This window comes from Cupriavidus sp. 05L310, assembly GCF_056398185.1.
This window is the reverse complement of record NZ_JBFTOX010000049.1, coordinates 25,791-44,835: the sequence shown is the minus strand read 5'-3', so window position 1 is coordinate 44,835 and position 19,045 is coordinate 25,791. Positions and strand designations below refer to the sequence as shown.

Sequence of the window (19,045 nt, the reverse complement as noted above, 5' to 3'; positions counted from 1 at the left end):
TGGGGCAGCGAGATGGTGACGTCGACTGACCTGACCGGGCAGATTGCCGGCACGCCCGATTCCGGGCTGGTGGAGCGCGCCCTGGATTTCGTGCGCGAGCGTGGCAGCGAGGCGATGCTGCCCACCGGCGAAACCGTGTTCTCGCATGCCGAGGGCATGCTGCGCATTCTCGACGGGCTGCGCGTCGACGATGCCGCGCGCGCCGCGGCCTGCCTGTTTGCGCTGGCGGCGTTCGTGCCCGGCAGCGAGGTGGAAATCGAGCCGCTGTTTGGCGAGGAGGTCGCGAGGCTCGTCAAGGGCGTGAGGCAGTTGTTGCGTATCGGTGCGATCGCGGTGGGCCACAGCGGCGCGCCCGAAACCACCAAGGACGAAATCGCCGCGCGGCAGGAGCAGGTGGAAGCGCTGCGCAAGATGCTGCTGGCCTTCGCGCAGGACATCCGCGTGGTGCTGGTGCGGCTGGCCTCGCGCCTGCAGACGCTGCGCTGGCTGGCGCAGGCTAAGGCGCAGCCGTTGCCCGGTGTCGCGCGCGAAACGCTGGACATCTACGCGCCGCTGGCCAACCGGCTCGGGATCTGGCAGATGAAGTGGGAGCTGGAAGACCTGGCCTTCCGCTTCGAGCAGCCTGACACCTACAAGCGCATCGCGCGCCTGCTTGATGAAAAACGGATCGAGCGCGAAGGCTATATCGCGAGCGCCATCGCGCGGCTCCAGTCCGAGCTGGCTGCGGCGGACATCCGCGCGGAAGTGACCGGCCGCCCCAAGCATATCTACAGCATCTGGAAGAAGATGCGCGGCAAGGAACTCGACTTTGCCGATCTCTATGATGTGCGCGCCTTCCGCGTGATCGTCGACGACATCAAGGATTGCTACACCGTGCTGGGCATCGTGCACCATATCTGGCAGCCGATCCCGCGCGAGTTCGATGACTATATTTCCCGGCCGAAGTCGAACGGCTACAAGTCGCTGCACACGGTGGTGATCGGCGACGACGGGCGCGCCTTCGAGGTGCAGATCCGCACCCAGGAGATGCATCACTTCGCCGAGTACGGCGTGGCCGCGCACTGGCGCTACAAGGAGGCCGGCGCCAAGGGTTACAGCGGGCAGTTCTCGGCCAGTGAGCGCTACGACGAGAAGATTGCCTGGTTGCGCCAGTTGCTGGCCTGGAAGGACGATGCCGATCATTCCGTGGCGCACGACGAGTCGCCATGGGAGCAGCTCAAGCATGCGGCCATCGACGACCACATCTATGTACTGACGCCGCAGGCGCGCGTGGTGGCCTTGCCGCAAGGCGCCACGCCAGTGGATTTTGCGTATTACCTGCACACCGATCTTGGCCATCGCTGCCGCGGCGCGCGCGTGGACGGCACCATGGTGCCGCTGAACACGCCGCTCAAGAACGGCCAGACGGTGGATATCATCGCTGTCAAGCAGGGCGGGCCGTCGCGAGACTGGCTCAATGCGGAGCTGGGCTACCTGGCCAGCCCGCGCGCGCGGGCCAAGGTACGCGCCTGGTTCAATGCGCTCGATTCGCAGGAGACCATGTCGCAAGGCCGCGCGCTGATCGACAAGACCCTGCAGCGCGAGGGCAAGACCGCCGTCAACCTGGATGACCTCGCTACGCGGCTCGGCTTCAAGATGCCGGACGACCTGTTCGCCGCGGTCGCCAAGGATGAATTCAGCCTGCGCCACGTGGAGCAGGCGCTGCGGCACCCCGAAGGCGAGGCCGCGGTGGTGCAGAGCGAAGAAGAGGCAGTCACCAAGAAGAGCCGCGCCACCAGCGTGGCGCGCGGCGCCAAGAGCGGCGTGCTGGTGGTGGGCGTGGATTCGCTGATGACGCAGATGTCCAAGTGCTGCAAGCCGGCGCCGCCGGACGAGATCGTGGGCTTCGTCACGCGCGGGCGCGGTGTTTCCATCCATCGCCGCACCTGCCACACCTTCGGCCAGCTTTCGGCGCGCGCGCCTGAGCGCGTGATCCAGACCGAGTGGGGCAAGAAGAGCGATGCGGTGTATCCGGTGGACATTCACGTGGAGGCGATCGACCGGCAAGGGCTGCTGCGCGACATCTCGGAAGTGCTGTCGCGCGAGAAGATCAACGTCACCGGCGTGAAGACGCTATCGAGCAAAGGCGTTGCCCGGATGCAGTTCACCGCCGAGGTTTCGGAGGCCACGCAACTGCAGCGCGCACTCGGATTGATAGAAGATGTGGTGGGGGTCTTGCAGGCGAAAAGAAAGTGATGCTATACTTTCGTTCTCCGCAGGCTCGTAGCTCAGCTGGTTAGAGCACCACCTTGACATGGTGGGGGTCGTTGGTTCGAGTCCAATCGAGCCTACCAACGCATAAGTAGTAAGAGTAGTGCAGTGAAGTTCAAGTAGTGCCATAGGCTCGTAGCTCAGCTGGTTAGAGCACCACCTTGACATGGTGGGGGTCGTTGGTTCGAGTCCAATCGAGCCTACCAACGCATAGCAGTAAGAAGTAGCAAGCAGTACCGAAGCAGTCCGGTTCAACCCCGACAACCTGGAACGGAAAAGGCGCCATGTTCAAGACACAGCGAACTACTACCGCTAATTAGCGACAGTAGTCGAGGTGCGCCTTCGGACCCGGTGGATTGGGGTTAAATCGAAAAACAACGCAGCCTTGGCTGCGTTTTTTTTCGTCTGTCGCTTCTTGGCTCCCTGATATCCTGCTCGGTCGCCGGTAAGTGCAACCGAGTGAAATCCCCGCTGCATGGTCCATGCCTGTCGCATGTGCCCGGCGCTATAAGATGCTTTTCATTCGCTTGCCGGAGGCATTGCCCCGGCGGGTGGATTCCTGATGAGGTGCAAGATGATCGCAATCACGCTGCCGGATGGTTCCCGCCGCGAATTTCCCGGCCCGGTGACGGTTGCCGAAGTGGCGCAGAGCATTGGCTCGGGCCTGGCCAAGGCCGCTCTGGCCGGGAAGGTGGACGGCCAGATGGTCGATACGAGCCATCTGATCGATCGCGATGCTAGCCTGGCCATTGTCACGGACAAGGATGCCGACGGCGTCGACGTGATCCGTCACTCGACGGCGCACTTGCTGGCCTACGCCGTCAAGGAGTTGTATCCCGAGGCGCAGGTGACGATCGGCCCGGTGATCGAGAACGGCTTCTATTACGACTTCGCCTACAAGCGCCCCTTCACGCCCGAGGATCTGGTTGCCATCGAAAAGAAGATGGCCGAGCTTGCCAAGAAGGACGAGAAGGTGACGCGCGAGGTCTGGAGCCGCGACGAAGCCGTGCAGCTGTTCGAGTCGATGGGCGAGAAGTACAAGGCCGAGATCATTGCCTCGATTCCGCAGGATCAGGAGATCGGCCTGTACCGCGAAGGCAAGTTCGTCGACCTCTGCCGTGGTCCGCACGTGCCGTCCACGGGCAAGCTCAAGGTCTTCAAGCTGATGAAGGTGGCCGGCGCCTACTGGCGCGGCGACGCCAAGAACGAGATGCTCCAGCGCATCTACGGCACGGCCTGGGCCAAGAAGGAAGATCAGGAAGCCTACCTGCACATGCTGGAGGAGGCCGAGAAGCGCGACCACCGCAAGCTGGGCAAGCTGCTTGACCTGTTCCACCTGCAGGAGGAAGCGCCTGGCATGGTGTTCTGGCATCCCAAGGGCTGGCAGGTTTGGCAGGCGGTGGAGCAGTACATGCGTGGCCGCCTGACGCAGGCTGGCTATGAAGAGGTACGTACGCCGCAAGTGATGGATCGTTCGCTGTGGGAAAAGTCAGGTCACTGGCAGAACTACAAGGAGAACATGTTTGTCACGGAGTCGGAAAAGCGCGACTACGCGATCAAGCCGATGAACTGCCCCGGCCATGTGCAGATCTTCAACCATGGCCTGCGCTCCTATCGCGACCTGCCGCTGCGTCTCGCCGAGTTCGGTGCCTGCCATCGCAATGAGCCCTCGGGCGCACTGCATGGCCTGATGCGCGTACGCGGTTTTGTGCAGGATGATGCGCACATTTTCTGCACGGAAGAGCAGATCGTGGCGGAGGCGAAGGCGTTCAACGAACTGGCATTCTCCGTGTACGACGATTTCGGCTTCAAGGACATCGCGGTCAAGCTTTCGCTGCGTCCTGATCAGCGCGCCGGTTCGGACGAGGTCTGGGACCATGCCGAGGAAGGCCTGCGGCTGGCGCTGCGCGCCTGCGGCGTGGAGTGGGAAGAACTGCCGGGCGAGGGCGCCTTCTACGGTCCCAAGGTGGAATACCATATCAAGGACGCAATCGGCCGTTCCTGGCAATGCGGCACGCTGCAACTGGACCTGGTGCTGCCGGAGCGCCTGGACGCCGAGTACGTTTCGGAGGATAACTCGCGCAAGCGTCCGGTGATGCTGCATCGGGCTATCCTGGGCTCTTTCGAGCGCTTCCTGGGCATCCTGCTGGAGAATCATGCCGGCGCGCTGCCCGCCTGGCTGGCACCGGAGCAGGTCGTGGTGCTGAATATTGCCGATTCCCAGGCGGAATATGCTGAAAACGTCGTGCAACTTCTGCAAAAACAAGGATTTAGGGCAAAGGCGGATTTGCGTAACGAGAAAATTACGTATAAAATCCGCGAGCATTCCCTTCAGAAGATTCCCTACCTGCTGGTAGTGGGCGACAAGGAGCGGGATGCCAGTCAAGTGGCCGTGCGTGCCCGTGGCAACGTGGATCTGGGTGTCATGCCCGTCTCCGCGTTTGTGGAGCGTCTGCAACAGGACGTTTCCAGCAAAGCCTGATGGGATGAGCACGGCTTGTTTTTTGTCTTCTTGAGGTAACGCAACATCGCTACAGACAAAGGTCATCGCATCAATCGCGAAATCAGCGCACCCGAATTGCGCCTGGTCGGGGTTGATAATGAGCAGCTCGGCATCGTCAAGTTCATGGACGCGCTTCGCCTGGCTGAGGATAAGGACTTGGACCTGGTGGAAATCGCTCCGACAGCGGTGCCGCCGGTTGCCCGTATCATGGATTACGGCAAGTTCAAGTACGAGGAAGCCAAGCGCGCGCACGACGCCAAGCTGAAGCAGAAGATCATCCAGGTCAAGGAAGTCAAGTTCCGGCCGGGTACGGATGATGGCGACTACAACGTCAAGCTGCGCAACTTGAAGCGTTTCCTTGAAGACGGCGACAAGACCAAGATCACGCTGCGCTTCCGCGGCCGTGAGATGGCGCACCAGGAAATCGGCGCACGTGTGCTCGAACGCCTGAAGGCGGATCTGGAAGAAGTCGGCCAGGTCGAGCAGATGCCGAAGATGGAAGGCCGCCAGATGGTGATGGTGCTGTCTCCCAAGAAGAAGAAGTAAGATTTTTGCGCGCCGCCGCGGCCCGGAGGGGATTCCTCCGGGCGCGGTGTCGTGCGAAAGCGGCGCAGGTGCCTCCGCGGCATCGCGCAACAATAAGTGGATGCGGGTTTTGCAAGTGCTGGCGCCAGCTGGCCACCTGCATGCATGTCATAGAAGCTGGAGTTTTTCATGCCGAAGATGAAGACCAAGAAAAGCGCTTCCAAGCGCTTTACTGCGCGTCCGAATGGTTCGTTCAAGCGTGGCCAGGCCTTCAAGCGTCACATCTTGACCAAGAAGACCACCAAGAACAAGCGTCAACTGCGCGGCACCCAGGACGTCCATGAGACGAACCTGAAGTCCGTTCGCGCAATGATGCCTTACGCATAACCCTAACGAAAACGAAAGGAGCATTTCATGCCTCGAGTAAAACGTGGGGTCACTGCACGGGCCCGCCATAAGAAAGTCATCGTCGCTGCCAAGGGTTTCCGCGGCCGCCGCAATAACGTCTACCGTATCGCCAAGCAGGCGGTCATGCGCGCTGGTCAGTACGCATACCGCGATCGCCGCAACAAGAAGCGCGTGTTCCGCGCTCTCTGGATTGCGCGTATCAATGCTGCTTCGCGTGAGCATGGCATGACCTACAGCGTGTTCATGAATGGTCTGAAGAGGGCCTCGATTGAGCTGGACCGCAAGGTGCTGTCGGACATGGCTATTCATGACAAGCCTGCCTTTGCCGCCATCGTCAACCAGGTGAAAGCCACCGTTGCCTGATGCCGGCTCCGGGATGCCGCGCTAGTTCCTGGCGCGGCGCCCCGGGCGCAAGCACCGACCGCAAGGTCGACAGCATTTCCGCCGAATTTGCCCGAGCAGCGCCCGTCGCTGCAGCGGCGATTCAGCCGGACCTGCAGAAACGGGGCTCCTCACCGAGCCCCGTTTTTATTTCGAATGCCGTTTTGCATCGTGCCACCGCACGCCGCAAGACGACATCCGAAACGAAGCCCGCGCCGCCCCCGGTGCCGCACGGACTCTGCACCCACATCGCACCTAGTGCCAACCCACGCCCGGGCCCTGCGTGACCCGGACGCCAAATTTATCGCCGACCGCCGCCATGTCTCTGGATCCGGATCAAATCGTCGCCGACGCCCAGGCCGCCTTCGCCGCAGCCAACGATAACGCCACGCTGGAAAACGAAAAAGCCCGCTTTCTCGGCAAGACCGGCGCGCTCACCGAACTGCTCAAGAGCCTCGGCAAGCTTGACCCGGAAACCCGCAAGAGCGAAGGCGCGCGCATCAACCAGGCCAAGCAGCAGGTCGAGGCCGCGCTGCAGGCACGCCGCCAGGCACTGGCCGATGCGCTGATGAACGCGCGGCTGGCTGCAGAAGCCATCGATGTGACGCTGCCCGGCAGGGCGGTTGCCCGCGGCAGCCTGCATCCGGTGATGCGCACATGGGAGCGGGTGGAGCAGATCTTCGGCTCGGTTGGCTTCGACGTGGCCGATGGTCCCGAGATCGAAACCGACTGGATGAACTTCACCGCGTTGAACAACCCGGACAACCATCCGGCCCGTTCAATGCAGGATACGTTCTATGTGGACGGCCGCGACAGCGAAGGCAAGTTGCTGCTGCTGCGTACCCACACCAGCCCGATGCAGGTGCGCTACGCGCGCATGCACGTGGAGAAGTACAAGGGCCGCGAGATGCCGCCGATCAAGGTGATCTGCCCGGGCCGTACTTACCGCGTCGACAGCGATGCCACGCACTCGCCGATGTTCAACCAGGTCGAAGGCCTGTGGATCGGCGAGGACGTGAGCTTTGCCGACCTCAAGGGCGTGTACACCGACTTCCTGCGCAAGTTCTTCGAGCGCGACGACATCCAGGTGCGTTTCCGCCCCTCGTACTTCCCGTTCACGGAGCCGTCGGCGGAAATCGACATGGCCTTCGGCAACGGCAAGTGGCTGGAGATTTCGGGCTCGGGCCAGGTGCATCCCAATGTGCTGCGCAATATGGGCCTGGACCCGGAGCGCTACATCGGCTTCGCCTTCGGTTCGGGCCTCGAACGCCTGACCATGCTCCGCTACGGCATCAACGACCTGCGCCTGTTCTTCGAAGGCGACGCGCGTTTCCTGCGCCAGTTCGCCTGAGGCGCCCGCCGCGCCCGAGCACATCGTCACCGACACCACAGAACAGAATACTTACCGGATCAGAAGCGCCATGCAATTCTCGGAATCCTGGCTTCGCAGTTTCGTCAATCCCGACAAGATTTCCACCGATGCGCTCTCGCACAGCCTGACCATGGCCGGGCTGGAAGTGGAAGAGGTCGGCCCGGTCGCGCCGCCTTTCAACAAGGTGGTGGTGGCGCGCGTGCTTTCCACCGAGCGCCATCCCAACGCGGACCGTCTCAACGTTTGCCAGGTCGATGCCGGCACCGGCGAGAACCTGCAGATCGTCTGCGGCGCGCCCAACGTCGCGCCCGGCATCCTGGTGCCGTGCGCGCTGGTTGGCGCAGTGCTGCCGCCGTCGGAGACGGGTGGCAAGCCGTTTGAAATCAAGGTCGGCAAACTGCGTGGCGTCGATAGCTTCGGCATGCTGTGCTCGGCGCGCGAACTCAAGCTGTCGGAAGAACACGGCGGCCTGATGCTGCTGCCCGAAGATGCGAAGATCGGCCAGGACATCCGCGAGTATCTGGATCTTGATGACCAGGTCTTCGTGATCAAGCTGACGCCCAACAAGGCAGACTGCCTGTCGATCCACGGCGTGGCACGTGAAGTTGCCGCGCTGACCGGTGCCGAGCTCCGGCTGCCCGACATGAAGCCGGTAGCGGTGACGCTGAGCGACAAGCTTCCGGTCAAGGTGTCGGCGCCCGACCTGTGCGGGCGCTTCTCTGGCCGCGTCATCCGCGGCGTGAACGCGCACGCGGCCACGCCGGCGTGGATGGTGCAGCGCCTGGAGCGGGCTGGGCAACGCAGCATCTCCGCGCTGGTCGACATCTCGAACTACGTGATGCTTGAACTTGGCCGTCCCTCCCATGTGTTCGACCTGGACAAGATCCACGGCGGCCTGGATGTGCGCTGGGGCCGCAAGGGCGAACAGCTCAAGCTGCTCAACGGCAATACTGTCGAGCTCGACGAGCAGGTTGGCGTGATCGCTGACGACAAGGAGATCGAGAGCCTGGCGGGCATCATGGGCGGCGACAGCACCGCCGTCACGCTGGACACCACCAACATCTACCTGGAAGCCGCCTTTTGGTGGCCGGAAGCGATCCAGGGCCGCTCGCGCCGCTTCAACTTCTCGACCGATGCCGGGCATCGCTTCGAGCGTGGCGTGGACTACGCCACCACGGTCGAGCATATCGAGCGCATCAGCGCGCTGATCCTCGAGATCTGCGGCGGCCAGGCCGGCCCGGTCGACGACCAGGTTGTCAACCTGCCGCAGCGCAAGCCGGTGCGCCTACGTGTGGCGCGCGCCGAGCGCGTGCTCGGCATCGAGCTGTCGCCCGCGGTCATCGCCGACGTGTTTCTGCGTCTGCAGCTGCCGTTCACCCGCGAGCAGGGTGCGGACGGCGAAGTGTTCGTGGTCACTCCGCCGAGCTATCGCTTCGACATCGAGATCGAGGAAGACCTGATCGAGGAAGTGGCCCGCATCTACGGCTTCGAACGTATCCCGGCACGTCCGCCGATCGCCGAAAGCGAGATGCGCCCGACCGACGAAGCACGCCGCTCGACCCATGTCGTGCGCCACGCAATTGCCGCGCGCGACTACCAGGAGGTGATCAACTTCGCCTTCGTCGAAGAGAAGTGGGAGCGCGACTTTGCCAGCAACGACAACCCGATCCGCCTGCTGAACCCGATCGCCAGCCAGCTGGCGGTGATGCGTTCCACGCTGATCGGCGGCCTGCTCGACAAGGTGCGCTACAACCTCAACCGCAAGGCATCGCGCGTGCGGATGTTCGAAGTGGGCCGCGTGTTCCATCGCGACGCCTCGGTTGCCGATGGCGGCCTGACGGTGGCCGGCTATCGCCAGCCGATGGTTGCCGGCGGCATTGCCTACGGCCCGGCCTTCGAGGAGCAGTGGGGCATCGCCACCCGCCCGGTGGACTTCTTCGACGTCAAGGGCGATGTCGAAGCCTTGCTGTTCCCGCGCGTCGCGCGCTTCGAGCCGGTATCGCATCCCGCGCTGCACCCAGGCCGCGCCGCGCAAGTCGTGATCGACGGCAAGGTGGCCGGCGTGATCGGCGAACTGCATCCGCGCTGGCTGCAGGAGTACGAACTGACGCAAGCGCCGGTTGTGTTCGAGCTGGACCTGCAGGCACTGCGTGAAGTAGGCCTGCCCGGCTACACCGAAATCTCCAAGTTCCCGGCCGCCGTACGCGACCTGGCACTGGTGGTGAAGCAGTCGGTGCGCGTGCAGGACCTGCTGGACGCCATGCGCGAAGCCCTGGAAAAACAAGGCTCCGCCCGCTATTGCCAGAGCCTGGTGCTGTTCGACGAGTTCCGTCCGAAGGCGGCTTCGGCAGCCATTGGCGCAGACGAGAAAAGCCTTGCGTTCCGCGTGACCTTGCAAGATACTGGGGCGACCCTCCAGGACGAAACCGTCGATAGCGCGGTACGTTGCATGGTCGAAGCCGCCAGCGCTGCATTCCAGGCGCGGATGCGCGGCTGATCCACCAGCTGACATGACAATGGAGCGCCCGGACTTCCGCATCCGGGCGGATCGCCACACTGAATGACAATGAACGATCGACAAGCGTATCTCATGGCCGCAGCAATGGGCGGGGCAGGCGACCGGCAGGCAGCCTCCCATGATGACGAGACGTCCGACGCCCGCGTTGCCGAGGTGCCGACCCTGACCAAGGCCGAGCTCGCCGAAATGCTGTTCGACCAGGTCGGTCTCAACAAGCGCGAATCCAAGGATATGGTCGAAGCCTTCTTCGACGTGATCCGCGAAGCGCTGGAACATGGCGACAGCGTCAAGCTCTCCGGCTTCGGTAATTTCCAGTTGCGCGACAAGCCTCAGCGTCCCGGCCGCAATCCCAAGACCGGCGAGATCATTCCCATCACGGCACGACGCGTGGTGACCTTCCATGCCAGCCAGAAGCTCAAGGGTCTGGTGGAAGAGCGGGCCGGCCTGGTGGCGGTGGCCGGCTGATCGTTTGCCAGTAGCGCGAGCACTCGTTATCCTGCTTGTCTCGTTTGTCCGCGCGCTATCCCGCGCGGACACCACAACCTCTCCCGGTACGGCCTGAAGCCCGCCCATTGACCGTATGTCGGAAAGATCCAGCGAACGCATCTTGTTGCCGCCGATTCCCGCCAAACGCTACTTCACCATTGGCGAAGTCAGCGAGCTTTGCGCCGTCAAGCCGCATGTGCTGCGCTACTGGGAGCAGGAGTTCACGCAGCTCAAGCCCGTCAAGCGGCGTGGTAACCGGCGCTACTACCAGCATCATGAAGTCCTGCTGATCCGACGCATCCGCGACCTGCTTTATGAGCAGGGCTTTACGATCAATGGCGCCCGCAATCGCCTCGACGAAGGGCGCCAGCACAGCCATGCGTCCGCGGAGGACGAGCAAGCGCTTGCTGCAGCGGCTGCGGATGAAGCACCGGTTTTCTCGCTCGACCTGAACAATCTGCGCAACGAACTCGTGGAAATCCAGCACTTGCTCGCGCAGCTTCAGCAGATCGCGAAGCACGAATAAAAAGTGCAGCAAGGACTAGCCAATATTGAAAAGCGTCTGATATAATCTTTTTCTTTCGGGGCGTAGCGCAGCCTGGTAGCGTACCTGCATGGGGTGCAGGTGGTCGGAGGTTCAAATCCTCTCGCCCCGACCAAATTAGAGCCCACGTAATCAATCGATTACGTGGGCTTTTCTCATTTCTGTTTCTGTATCAGCGCGGTCGCCAATGATGTTGGCGAACTCTTATATCCGCCTGCCATAACTTGGCTCTGGGTACGCATACCCAGAATCGGGCATGCGCCAAGTGAGCCCGTCTTGCAGCGCAAACAGGTTTGTCGGGAAGTGCTGGCCGCTTCTACAATCAACCCATCGACGGCGCGGCATACATGTCTTGCCGGGCAGGAGTTCGCGGCCCACGGCGCCGGGCAGCAGACCTCACCGGATGCCGCTTGTGCTGACTTTTGCGAATGACAGGAGTGCATGATGGCCAAACGCGAGCGCGCCGCCCGCGCCTTGCAGGACGAGGTAAGCCGGCGCATCCAGCGCATCGATGACATCATTGAGGACGGCGCAAAGATCCGGGTGCCTGTGCCGCAAGCGCATGCACGCGATGCGAGAGGGCGTAACTGGGATATGAAGGTCTTCGGCAACGCCGCAGGCTACGAACGGAGTATCCGGGCCGTGGTGGACAAGGCACGCGACGAATTCGACCTGAACGAGGTGCCGGGCCAGCAAAGCGCTGATCCCTTCGGCATTCCCTCTTCGCCGGAGTAAGGGCTTCGTTGGAGTAACGACATGCAGGCTTGCGATCCCTGCCACCTTCTCGTTGGCGCACCGGCCACGGTGCAGCCGCATGAGAATCTGGCTGCATCCGGTGCGGGCGCGCTTGGCTTGGACATCAATTCACGTTGGGTGGACCGGCCATGGCGCTGCACGGTCTGCGGCGCCTGGATGTTCCAGAATGCTGCCCACGGCGAGCCGCCCAACGTCTGGCGCATGGGGCGCCGCCCGCAGGATCGCCCCCAGGACCGGACTTAGACCCGGCGGCGGGTTCGCGCCGCCGCTCTCCCTGGCCGGGCGCTGCGCTGCGGCATGCTACGATGGCCGCAAAGGGAGACGCTACTCATGAATGAATCCAGAACGCAGAACTACCGAGGCTACGTGATTTTGATCTCGGTGCAGCAGCAGGAGCGGGGGTGCCTGGTGAACGCCTCGATCGTCCAGGAGGCCAAGGGGGCGGTGCGCAATCCTTCGCCCTTGCAATCCTGGGAGGGGCATGAGCAGGGCGAACTGCTGGAAGTGGCCGATCGGGCTCAGGCGCGCGCATGCCGGCTGATCGACGCGACCGTGGACCACGTAGCTTATGCCGCGGGTTGATTGATCGTCGTGCCTGTGCCCGCTGGCACGATCGGTTGCTGGTTTGTCTTGCGCCGGATGCGCCAGCCGGAGCATTGTTCGTATTCGGCAGAAGTTTTGAGGGTGGGCCTACATGGCGCGGTCTGGCGGTCGTTAATCCCGATATGAAATCATTCGATGCTTGCGAAGACGGCGCGGCCAATGCCGATGTCATGGGCTGGGGGTCTTCGCCCCCCCACGTATTGGCCGCCGTGCTCAATACTGCCCTGGCAGCAGAAGATCTGGACGGCTTCGCCGCGCTGTTGTCGGATATGGCGCGCGATCGCGGCTTCAAGGGCGCGCGTGGCTCGCACCAGTCCATCTACGATATGCCCTACGCCAGCCTGCTGCCGCGCCAGCAGCATCTGCTGGCCGATGCCTTTGAGTTGCTGATTCGCCTGGGCCTGGAGCTGCAGCCCCGCAGGCCGCGCGTGCTGGGCGATATCCGGGGCGGGCTCCTGGCGCACGGCAATCACGAGATTCCCTCCGACTAACGGGCACGCGGACCGGCTGGCAGGGCGGGCGTGCTGCGTGCTAGCATCTCGCGAAAACGGGGCGTTGACGCAGCAATCGACCGTCACAGCGGACAGCCATGGTCAATGGCATGCAGGTCCATCTGTGGCGCAACGCGGCCTTCAGTCCTGAACAACCAGATCGCCGCACTGATGGCGACGTGTCGCCCGGTCCGATGCCGATCCCGACCGGGCGATGATGCCGACACGGCCCGCGCGCGCACGGCCGTGGCGTTCGAGGGGAGCGATCGCGTGTTGTGGAGGTATGTTATGGACGAAGACGAACCTTTCGGGGTTGTGTTCGAGGATTTTCGCGTCATCTGGGTGGCCGAGCGTTTGCAGGACGGCACATGGACCGCGCGCTATTGCTGGAGCCCCGGCACCTCCGAGGCCTCCGGCAACGCACTCCGGGCCGCGGTGCTCGGCGGCAAGTCAAAGCGGCTGCTGGGGGACTTCAAGACCGAAGAAGAGACCGTCGACGCCATTAAGGCGGCGGTGTTGCTTGAGGCGAAATGGGGGCGGTGAAGCTAGGGCCTGGAGAGTTCAGGCAGCACGATGCTGCTCCATTTCCAGGTCCATAGGCCTTCTCGCTTCAGGCCGATGACAACGCGTTCGCCGTTGTCCTTGGTGGCGGAGGCTTCGACGCTGCCCCAGCCACGATAAGACAGGCCGTACTTGAGCGCATCCCTTGCGGCCTCCTGCTTTGCCTGTCCGGCCGGCTCGCTATTAATGCCCGGCGGGGCGGGAGGTGCGGGCTTCGGCTGCGCCTGCGTGCCGGGCTTCTCGCCGGCCATCAGCGCCATGACGCCGGCGGGCGACACCATGGTGTCGATCATGGTGTTGATGACCGCCAGGCCGATCGCTTGCCCGATACCGGCAAAGGGCATGTTCTGCAATCCGGTCCCGCCAAGCTTCTGCTGCAGGGACAAGTTCAGCTGTGCCTTCAGGCTTTCGCGCAGGGCGGGATAGTCGACATAGCGGGAGAACTTGTCGGCATCCCGCGCTTCGATGGCGGAGCGCATCTGGTAGAGCGCCCAGTACGGGCTGGCGTAGCTGCTGGCAGCGACGGCGATCACCGCCGCGATGGCGGCTTTGGCAGGTTTGTTCATCGGGTTCCCGGTTGGAGCGCATGCAACGGTACAGCGAGGCTGTACCGTTGCTGGCTGACATTCCGCCATTGTCTCCAATCGGCAGCGTCTGCGTCTACCCGCCCGGCTGGCTGCGCTCCAGCAAGCCGATTTCCCGCACGGCTACCGACAGCATCGACAAGCCGGCAGCGCCCGTTGCACGCTGGTCTGCCAGCATGCGCGAGAAGCGCTCGATCTGCGCCTGCCGGCCACCTCGCCATGCCTCGATGAGCTGGGCCGGGGTGTCCAGTTCCTGCGGTTGCGCCAGCACGCTTACCGTCAGCGCGCGCTTGAGGCGGCCGAGATCTTCCAGTGTCGTGGTGCGTGCCAGCAGGTCCCAGTGGCTCTCGGCAGGCAGTGCCAGCGCGCGTTCGCGCAGCCAGCCGAAGCTGAACTCCGTGTCGAGCGCGAAATACACACCTGCCACCAGCGCCAGGCTACGCTGCGTGGCGCCGGCTACCTCGGCAATATCCAGCGCGGCAGCGGAGATTTCTCCCGCAGCCACGCACAGGGCCAGGCCATCGCCCACGCCGGACTGGCTCAGCGCCTGCCGCCGCTCGGCCAGCGCCGTGGCCTCGGGGCCGGCCAGGAGCGCGGGCAATTGCGGCGTGAGCCATGCCGCGGCCTCCGCGTAGCGTGCGCTGTGGCTGTCTGCCGGTCCGCCTGCCTGAGGATGCCGCAGGAACCAGAGGCTGGCGTGCTCCAGCAGCCGCCCCACAGCGACGAACATTTGCGCCTGTACCGCGTCGTCGACACGGTTGTCCAGCGCGTCGATGTCCGCCCAGAGTGGCTCCAGGCGGAACACGTCGCGCGCGATCAGACAGGCGCGCACGATGTCGGCGGGACGCGCATCGGTCTCTTCCAGCATGCGATGGACAAAGGTGGCACCGACACGGTTGACCAGTGTATTGGTCAGGTGCGTGGAAAGGATCTCGCGGCGCAGCGGGTGGCGCAGCATGGTGTCGGCATGCCGCTCGCGCAGCGGCTGCGGGAAGTAGGCGGGCAACAGGCCGGCCACCAGCGGGTCCTCGGGCAAGTTCGAGGCAAGCAATTCGTCATACAGCCACATCTTGCTGTAGGCCAGCAGCACCGCCCGCTCGGGCGAGGTCAGTCCCAGTCCGGCGGCCTTGCGTTCCACCAGTTCGTCCTCCGTTGGCAGGAATTCCAGCGCGCGCTTGAGGCGGCCTGCGCGCTCCAGCCAGCGGATCAGCCTGCCTTCCGCATCGATCAGCGAGGCGGCGTTGCGGCCCGCCACGGACAGCGCCTGGGTCTGGTAGTAGTTGTCTTCCAACACCAGCAGGCCGACCTCGTCCGTCATTTCCGCCAGCAGCTTGTTGCGCTGCTTTTCGGTCATCTCGCCATCCGCCACCGCCAGCCCGAGCAGGATCTTGATATTGACCTCGTGATCCGAGCAATCCACGCCGGCGGAATTGTCGATGGCATCGGTATTGATGCGTCCGCCATTGAGCGCGAATTCGATGCGGCCAAGTTGCGTGAAGCCAAGGTTGCCGCCTTCGCCGACTACCTTGCAGCGCAGCTCGGCGCCGTTGACGCGGACCGCGTCGTTGCTGCGGTCGCCCACTTGCAGGTGGCTCTCGTGGCTGGATTTGACGTACGTGCCGATGCCGCCGTTATAGAGCAGGTCGACCGGAGCCAGCAGGATGGCGTGGACCAGTTCGGCGGGCGACACCGTAGTGGCTGTGATGCCAAGGCAGGCTTGCACCTCGGGTGTGATGGCGATGGTCTTGGCGGTGCGTGGAAACACGCCGCCGCCGGCCGAGACCAGGCTCATGTCGTAGTCGGCCCAGCTGGAACGCGGCAGCTCGAAGATGCGCTGGCGTTCGCGCAGGCTGGAAGCCGGGTCGGGGCTGGGGTCGAGAAAGATGTGGCGATGGTCGAACGCGGCCACCAGGCGGATGTGGGGCGACAGCAGCATGCCGTTGCCGAAGACATCGCCGGACATGTCGCCAACGCCGGCGACGGTGAAATCGGTAGACTGGATATCGATGCCCATCTCGCGGAAATGGCGCTTGACCGATTCCCACGCGCCACGCGCCGTGATGGCCATTTTCTTGTGGTCGTAGCCTACCGAGCCGCCTGACGCGAAGGCGTCGCCGAGCCAGAAGCCGTACTCGGCTGAGATCGCGTTGGCGTAATCCGAAAAGCTCGCCGTGCCCTTGTCCGCGGCGACCACCAGATAGGGGTCGTCGCCGTCCTCGCGCACCACTTCCGGGGGCGGCACCAGGGTGCCGGCGACACGGTTGTCGGTCACGTCCAGCAGGCCGCGCAGGAAGGTCTGGTAGCAGGCAATGCCTTCCTGCAGGAAGGCGTCGCGGTCGGTTGCCGCCGGCGGCCGCTTGACCACGAAGCCCCCCTTGCTGCCCACCGGCACGATCACCGTGTTCTTCACCATCTGGGCCTTCATCAGCCCCAGCACTTCGGTGCGGAAGTCCTCGCGCCGGTCGGACCAGCGCAGGCCGCCGCGCGCTACCGGGCCGCCGCGCAGGTGCACGCCTTCCACGCGCGGGGAATAGACCCAGATCTCGAACATTGGCCGCGGCTCGGGCAGGCCCGAAACCAGCGCGGGATTGAACTTGAACGAGAGGTAAGGGCGTGGCCCGCCATCGGGGCCTTGGCGGAAATAGTTGGTGCGTACCGTGGCATTGATCACGCCCAGGAACAGGCGCAGGATGCGGTCCTCGTCCAGGTTGGGCACCTGGTCCAGGGCGGTGCCGATGGCTTGCAGCAGGCGCTCGCAGCGCGCCGCGCGGGCGCTTTCCGCGACGGGATCGAAGCGTGCCACGAACAGTTCCACCAGCCGCGAGGCGATGGCCGGGTTGCCGGTCAGGGCCCGTTCGATATAAGCATCGCTGAAGGTCGATCCGACCTGGCGCAGATAGCGGGCATAGGCGCGCAGGATGGTCACGTCGCGCGCGGCCAGTTCGGCGCGCAGCACCAGCCGGTTGAAGTCGTCGTTCTCGATCTCGCCGTTCCAGGCGCGCGCGAAGGCATCCTCGAACAGCGCCTTGATGCGTGCGATATCGGCGCCGAGGTCGATGCCGGTAGCCACGCCATCGGCCATTTCCAGCCCGAAATCGTGGACCCATACCGGCGCCGCGCCGTTGGGCTCGACCAGGTAGGGGCGCTCCTCGTCCACGCGCACGCCGAGATGCTCGAGCATCGGCAGGCTGAGCGACAGCGCGATCGGCTCGCGTGCCCGGTAGACCTTGAAGCGGAACGCACCCGGCGCGGCTTCGATCGGCCGGTACAGGTTCATGGCGATGCCGCCGCTGGCCTGCGCCGCTTCCATCAGTTCGATATCCCGCACCGCGGTGCGAGCCGGGTAGTCCTCGCGATAGCCGGCGGGGAAGGCGTCGCCGTAGCGGCGCAGCAGGCGGTTGCCTTGCTCTTCGCCGGTGCTGTCCAGCAGGGCGGCGGCAAGGTCGTCCTGCCAGCGGCGGGCGGCCTGCACGATGCGCTCTTCCAGCTCAGCGGCGTTGACATCGGGCATGGTGCCGGGATCGCCGCGCACGATCAGCTGGATGCGCGCCAGCGGCGACTCGGAGAGTTGCGGCGTGAACTCGCAGCTATTGCCGTGGAAGGCGGTCATCATCAGCTTCTGGATGCGCTGGCGCAAGTCGGTGTTGTACTTGTCGCGCGGCACGAACACCAGGCAGGAGACGAAGCGGTCGAAGCGGTCGCGCCGCACGAACAGGCGAATGCGCTGGTGCTCCTGCAGGCGCAGGATGCCCAGAGAAATGCCGAACAACTCATCTTCATCGGCCTGGAACAGTTCGTCGCGCGGGTATTGCTCGAGGATGGTGACCAGCGACTTGTAGAGATGGCCCTTGGTCAGGAACCCGGCGCGGGTCAGGATATTCTCGAACTTGCGGCGTACCAGAGGGATGTCCGCGCTGGACATCATGTAGGCGGTGGAAGTGTAGAGCCCCACGAAGCGGCGCTCGCCGAACAGTTTGCCGTCGGCGCCGATGAGCTTGACGCCGATGTAGTCCAGGTAGCCGGGCCGGTGCACGGTGGCCCGCGAGTTGGCCTTGGTCAGGAAAATCGGCGAACTGCCCTCGATGACGGTGGTGGCCGCCGCGGGCAACTCGGTGAGCGTGTCCGCGTCGGGCGTGCGCAGGCTTTCGCGCAGGATGCCGGCACCGGAGCCAGCCACGCCACGCAGGTAGAAGCGGCCGTCCTGGTTCACGAGTTCGTAGTCGCGCTGGCCCAGGAAGCAGAAATGATCGTCCAGCATCCATTCCAGGAAGGCGCAGGCTTCCTGCGTATCGGGCTGGCCGCCCTCCGGACCCTGTGCCAGCTTCTCGATGGTGGTGCGCGTGATGGCCGTCATCTGCGGCCAGTCTTCCACTGCGGCGCGCACATCGCCCAGCACGCGCGCAATGCCGCTGCGCAAGGCTTCTTGCGTGGCAGCATCGCCGCAGCGATCCACTTCGAAATGGATAAAGGATTCGAGGCGCGGGCCGCCGGCGGGTTCGTTCGTGGCCGCGTCGCCCTCACTGCCTAGCCCCACTTTCGCAATGGTGCCGTCCGCGTTGCGCCAGACCTGGAAGACCGGGTGAATCGCCGAGTGCAAGGCCAGGCCAAGCCGGTTGACCTCCATGGTGACGGAGTCGACCAGGAACGGCATGTCATCGTTGACGATCTCCACCACCGAGTGATCGGAGTGCCAGCCGTGCTGTTCAAGATTGGGGTTGTAGACACGCAGCCGCGCGTTGCCAGGGACGAAGCGCTGGGCGGTCTGCCAGTGCGCCATGACCGCGCCGTAGAGATCCGCTACCTCCCGCTTGAGCAGGTCTTCGGCATCGGCCAGGTCGTAGTAGTGGCGCAGGAAAGGCTCGACCTTGACGAACGTGTCGCCGGGCAGGCGGCCCTGTGCAAACTGGATGAGGTCGGCCAGCAACTGGGCCAGTCGCGCTTCGCTTTCCGCCAGCATGGTGTCTCCCCCAGACGGCTTGTTTCGGCAGTTTCATGCTGGGATAACCCGGCGTGGCACCGATGCGCGGTGTCCTCGCGGTGGCAGCATGACCGTGCTAACTACT

The 19,045-nt window shown here is 64.0% G+C and carries 15 protein-coding genes and 3 tRNA genes; 16 read left to right on the top strand and 2 right to left on the bottom strand.

Features of this window, described 5'->3' with window-relative positions; all coding sequences use genetic code 11:
- Positions 1-12: 12 nt before the first annotated feature.
- From AC1DS6_RS29950 to AC1DS6_RS29875, 16 genes are all read left to right on the top strand, one after another.
- A complete protein-coding gene (locus AC1DS6_RS29950) occupies positions 13-2,235 on the top strand; it encodes a RelA/SpoT family protein (RefSeq protein WP_441627292.1) in 2,223 nt (740 codons plus the stop codon).
- A 21-nt stretch (positions 2,236-2,256) separates the two neighbouring features.
- A tRNA-Val gene (locus AC1DS6_RS29945) sits at positions 2,257-2,333 on the top strand.
- Positions 2,334-2,379: 46 nt separating this feature from the next.
- Positions 2,380-2,456: transfer RNA gene (locus AC1DS6_RS29940), tRNA-Val, on the top strand.
- A gap of 368 nt (positions 2,457-2,824) precedes the next feature.
- Positions 2,825-4,732 (top strand): threonine--tRNA ligase, encoded by a 1,908-nt coding sequence (gene thrS / locus AC1DS6_RS29935; RefSeq protein ID WP_441627290.1) that lies wholly within the window; start codon positions 2,825-2,827, stop codon positions 4,730-4,732.
- Positions 4,733-4,777: 45 nt separating this feature from the next.
- Positions 4,778-5,299, top strand: a complete 522-nt coding sequence (infC, locus tag AC1DS6_RS29930) for a translation initiation factor IF-3 (protein WP_081488948.1) — start codon at positions 4,778-4,780, stop codon at positions 5,297-5,299.
- Between the two features lie 168 nt (positions 5,300-5,467).
- On the top strand, positions 5,468-5,665 hold the full coding sequence (rpmI, locus tag AC1DS6_RS29925; protein ID WP_006575466.1) for a 50S ribosomal protein L35: 198 nt from the start codon (positions 5,468-5,470) through the stop codon (positions 5,663-5,665).
- Positions 5,666-5,692: 27 nt separating this feature from the next.
- Complete coding sequence (gene rplT / locus AC1DS6_RS29920) at positions 5,693-6,049, top strand: 50S ribosomal protein L20 (RefSeq protein WP_006163216.1); 357 nt, start codon at positions 5,693-5,695, stop codon at positions 6,047-6,049.
- 337 nt (positions 6,050-6,386) lie between these two features.
- A complete protein-coding gene (gene pheS, locus AC1DS6_RS29915; protein ID WP_045240059.1) occupies positions 6,387-7,418 on the top strand; it encodes a phenylalanine--tRNA ligase subunit alpha in 1,032 nt (343 codons plus the stop codon).
- A gap of 70 nt (positions 7,419-7,488) precedes the next feature.
- Positions 7,489-9,936: a phenylalanine--tRNA ligase subunit beta gene (gene pheT / locus AC1DS6_RS29910; protein WP_441627287.1), complete on the top strand. Its 2,448-nt coding sequence runs from the start codon at positions 7,489-7,491 to the stop codon at positions 9,934-9,936.
- Positions 9,937-10,005: 69 nt separating this feature from the next.
- A complete protein-coding gene (locus AC1DS6_RS29905) occupies positions 10,006-10,422 on the top strand; it encodes an integration host factor subunit alpha (RefSeq protein WP_441627285.1) in 417 nt (138 codons plus the stop codon).
- A gap of 115 nt (positions 10,423-10,537) precedes the next feature.
- Positions 10,538-10,969, top strand: coding sequence for a MerR family transcriptional regulator (locus AC1DS6_RS29900; RefSeq protein ID WP_276288261.1), 432 nt, complete (start codon positions 10,538-10,540; stop codon positions 10,967-10,969).
- 56 nt (positions 10,970-11,025) lie between these two features.
- Positions 11,026-11,102: transfer RNA gene (locus AC1DS6_RS29895), tRNA-Pro, on the top strand.
- A gap of 329 nt (positions 11,103-11,431) precedes the next feature.
- Positions 11,432-11,722 carry a hypothetical protein gene (locus AC1DS6_RS29890; RefSeq protein WP_441627411.1) on the top strand — a complete coding sequence of 97 codons (291 nt, stop codon included), beginning with the start codon at positions 11,432-11,434 and terminating at the stop codon, positions 11,720-11,722.
- 351 nt (positions 11,723-12,073) lie between these two features.
- A complete protein-coding gene (locus tag AC1DS6_RS29885; RefSeq protein ID WP_276288260.1) occupies positions 12,074-12,325 on the top strand; it encodes a hypothetical protein in 252 nt (83 codons plus the stop codon).
- A 143-nt stretch (positions 12,326-12,468) separates the two neighbouring features.
- Entirely contained in the window at positions 12,469-12,837 is a 369-nt protein-coding gene (locus AC1DS6_RS29880; protein WP_441627282.1) for a hypothetical protein, read from the top strand.
- A gap of 288 nt (positions 12,838-13,125) precedes the next feature.
- Positions 13,126-13,380 (top strand): hypothetical protein, encoded by a 255-nt coding sequence (locus AC1DS6_RS29875; RefSeq protein ID WP_441627280.1) that lies wholly within the window; start codon positions 13,126-13,128, stop codon positions 13,378-13,380.
- 2 nt (positions 13,381-13,382) lie between these two features.
- Here the strand turns inward: AC1DS6_RS29875 and AC1DS6_RS29870 are convergent, their stop codons facing one another.
- Entirely contained in the window at positions 13,383-13,964 is a 582-nt protein-coding gene (locus AC1DS6_RS29870) for a DUF2939 domain-containing protein (protein WP_441627278.1), read from the bottom strand.
- Between the two features lie 94 nt (positions 13,965-14,058).
- Positions 14,059-18,939: an NAD-glutamate dehydrogenase gene (locus tag AC1DS6_RS29865; RefSeq protein WP_441627276.1), complete on the bottom strand. Its 4,881-nt coding sequence runs from the start codon at positions 18,937-18,939 to the stop codon at positions 14,059-14,061.
- Positions 18,940-19,045: the final 106 nt, after the last annotated feature.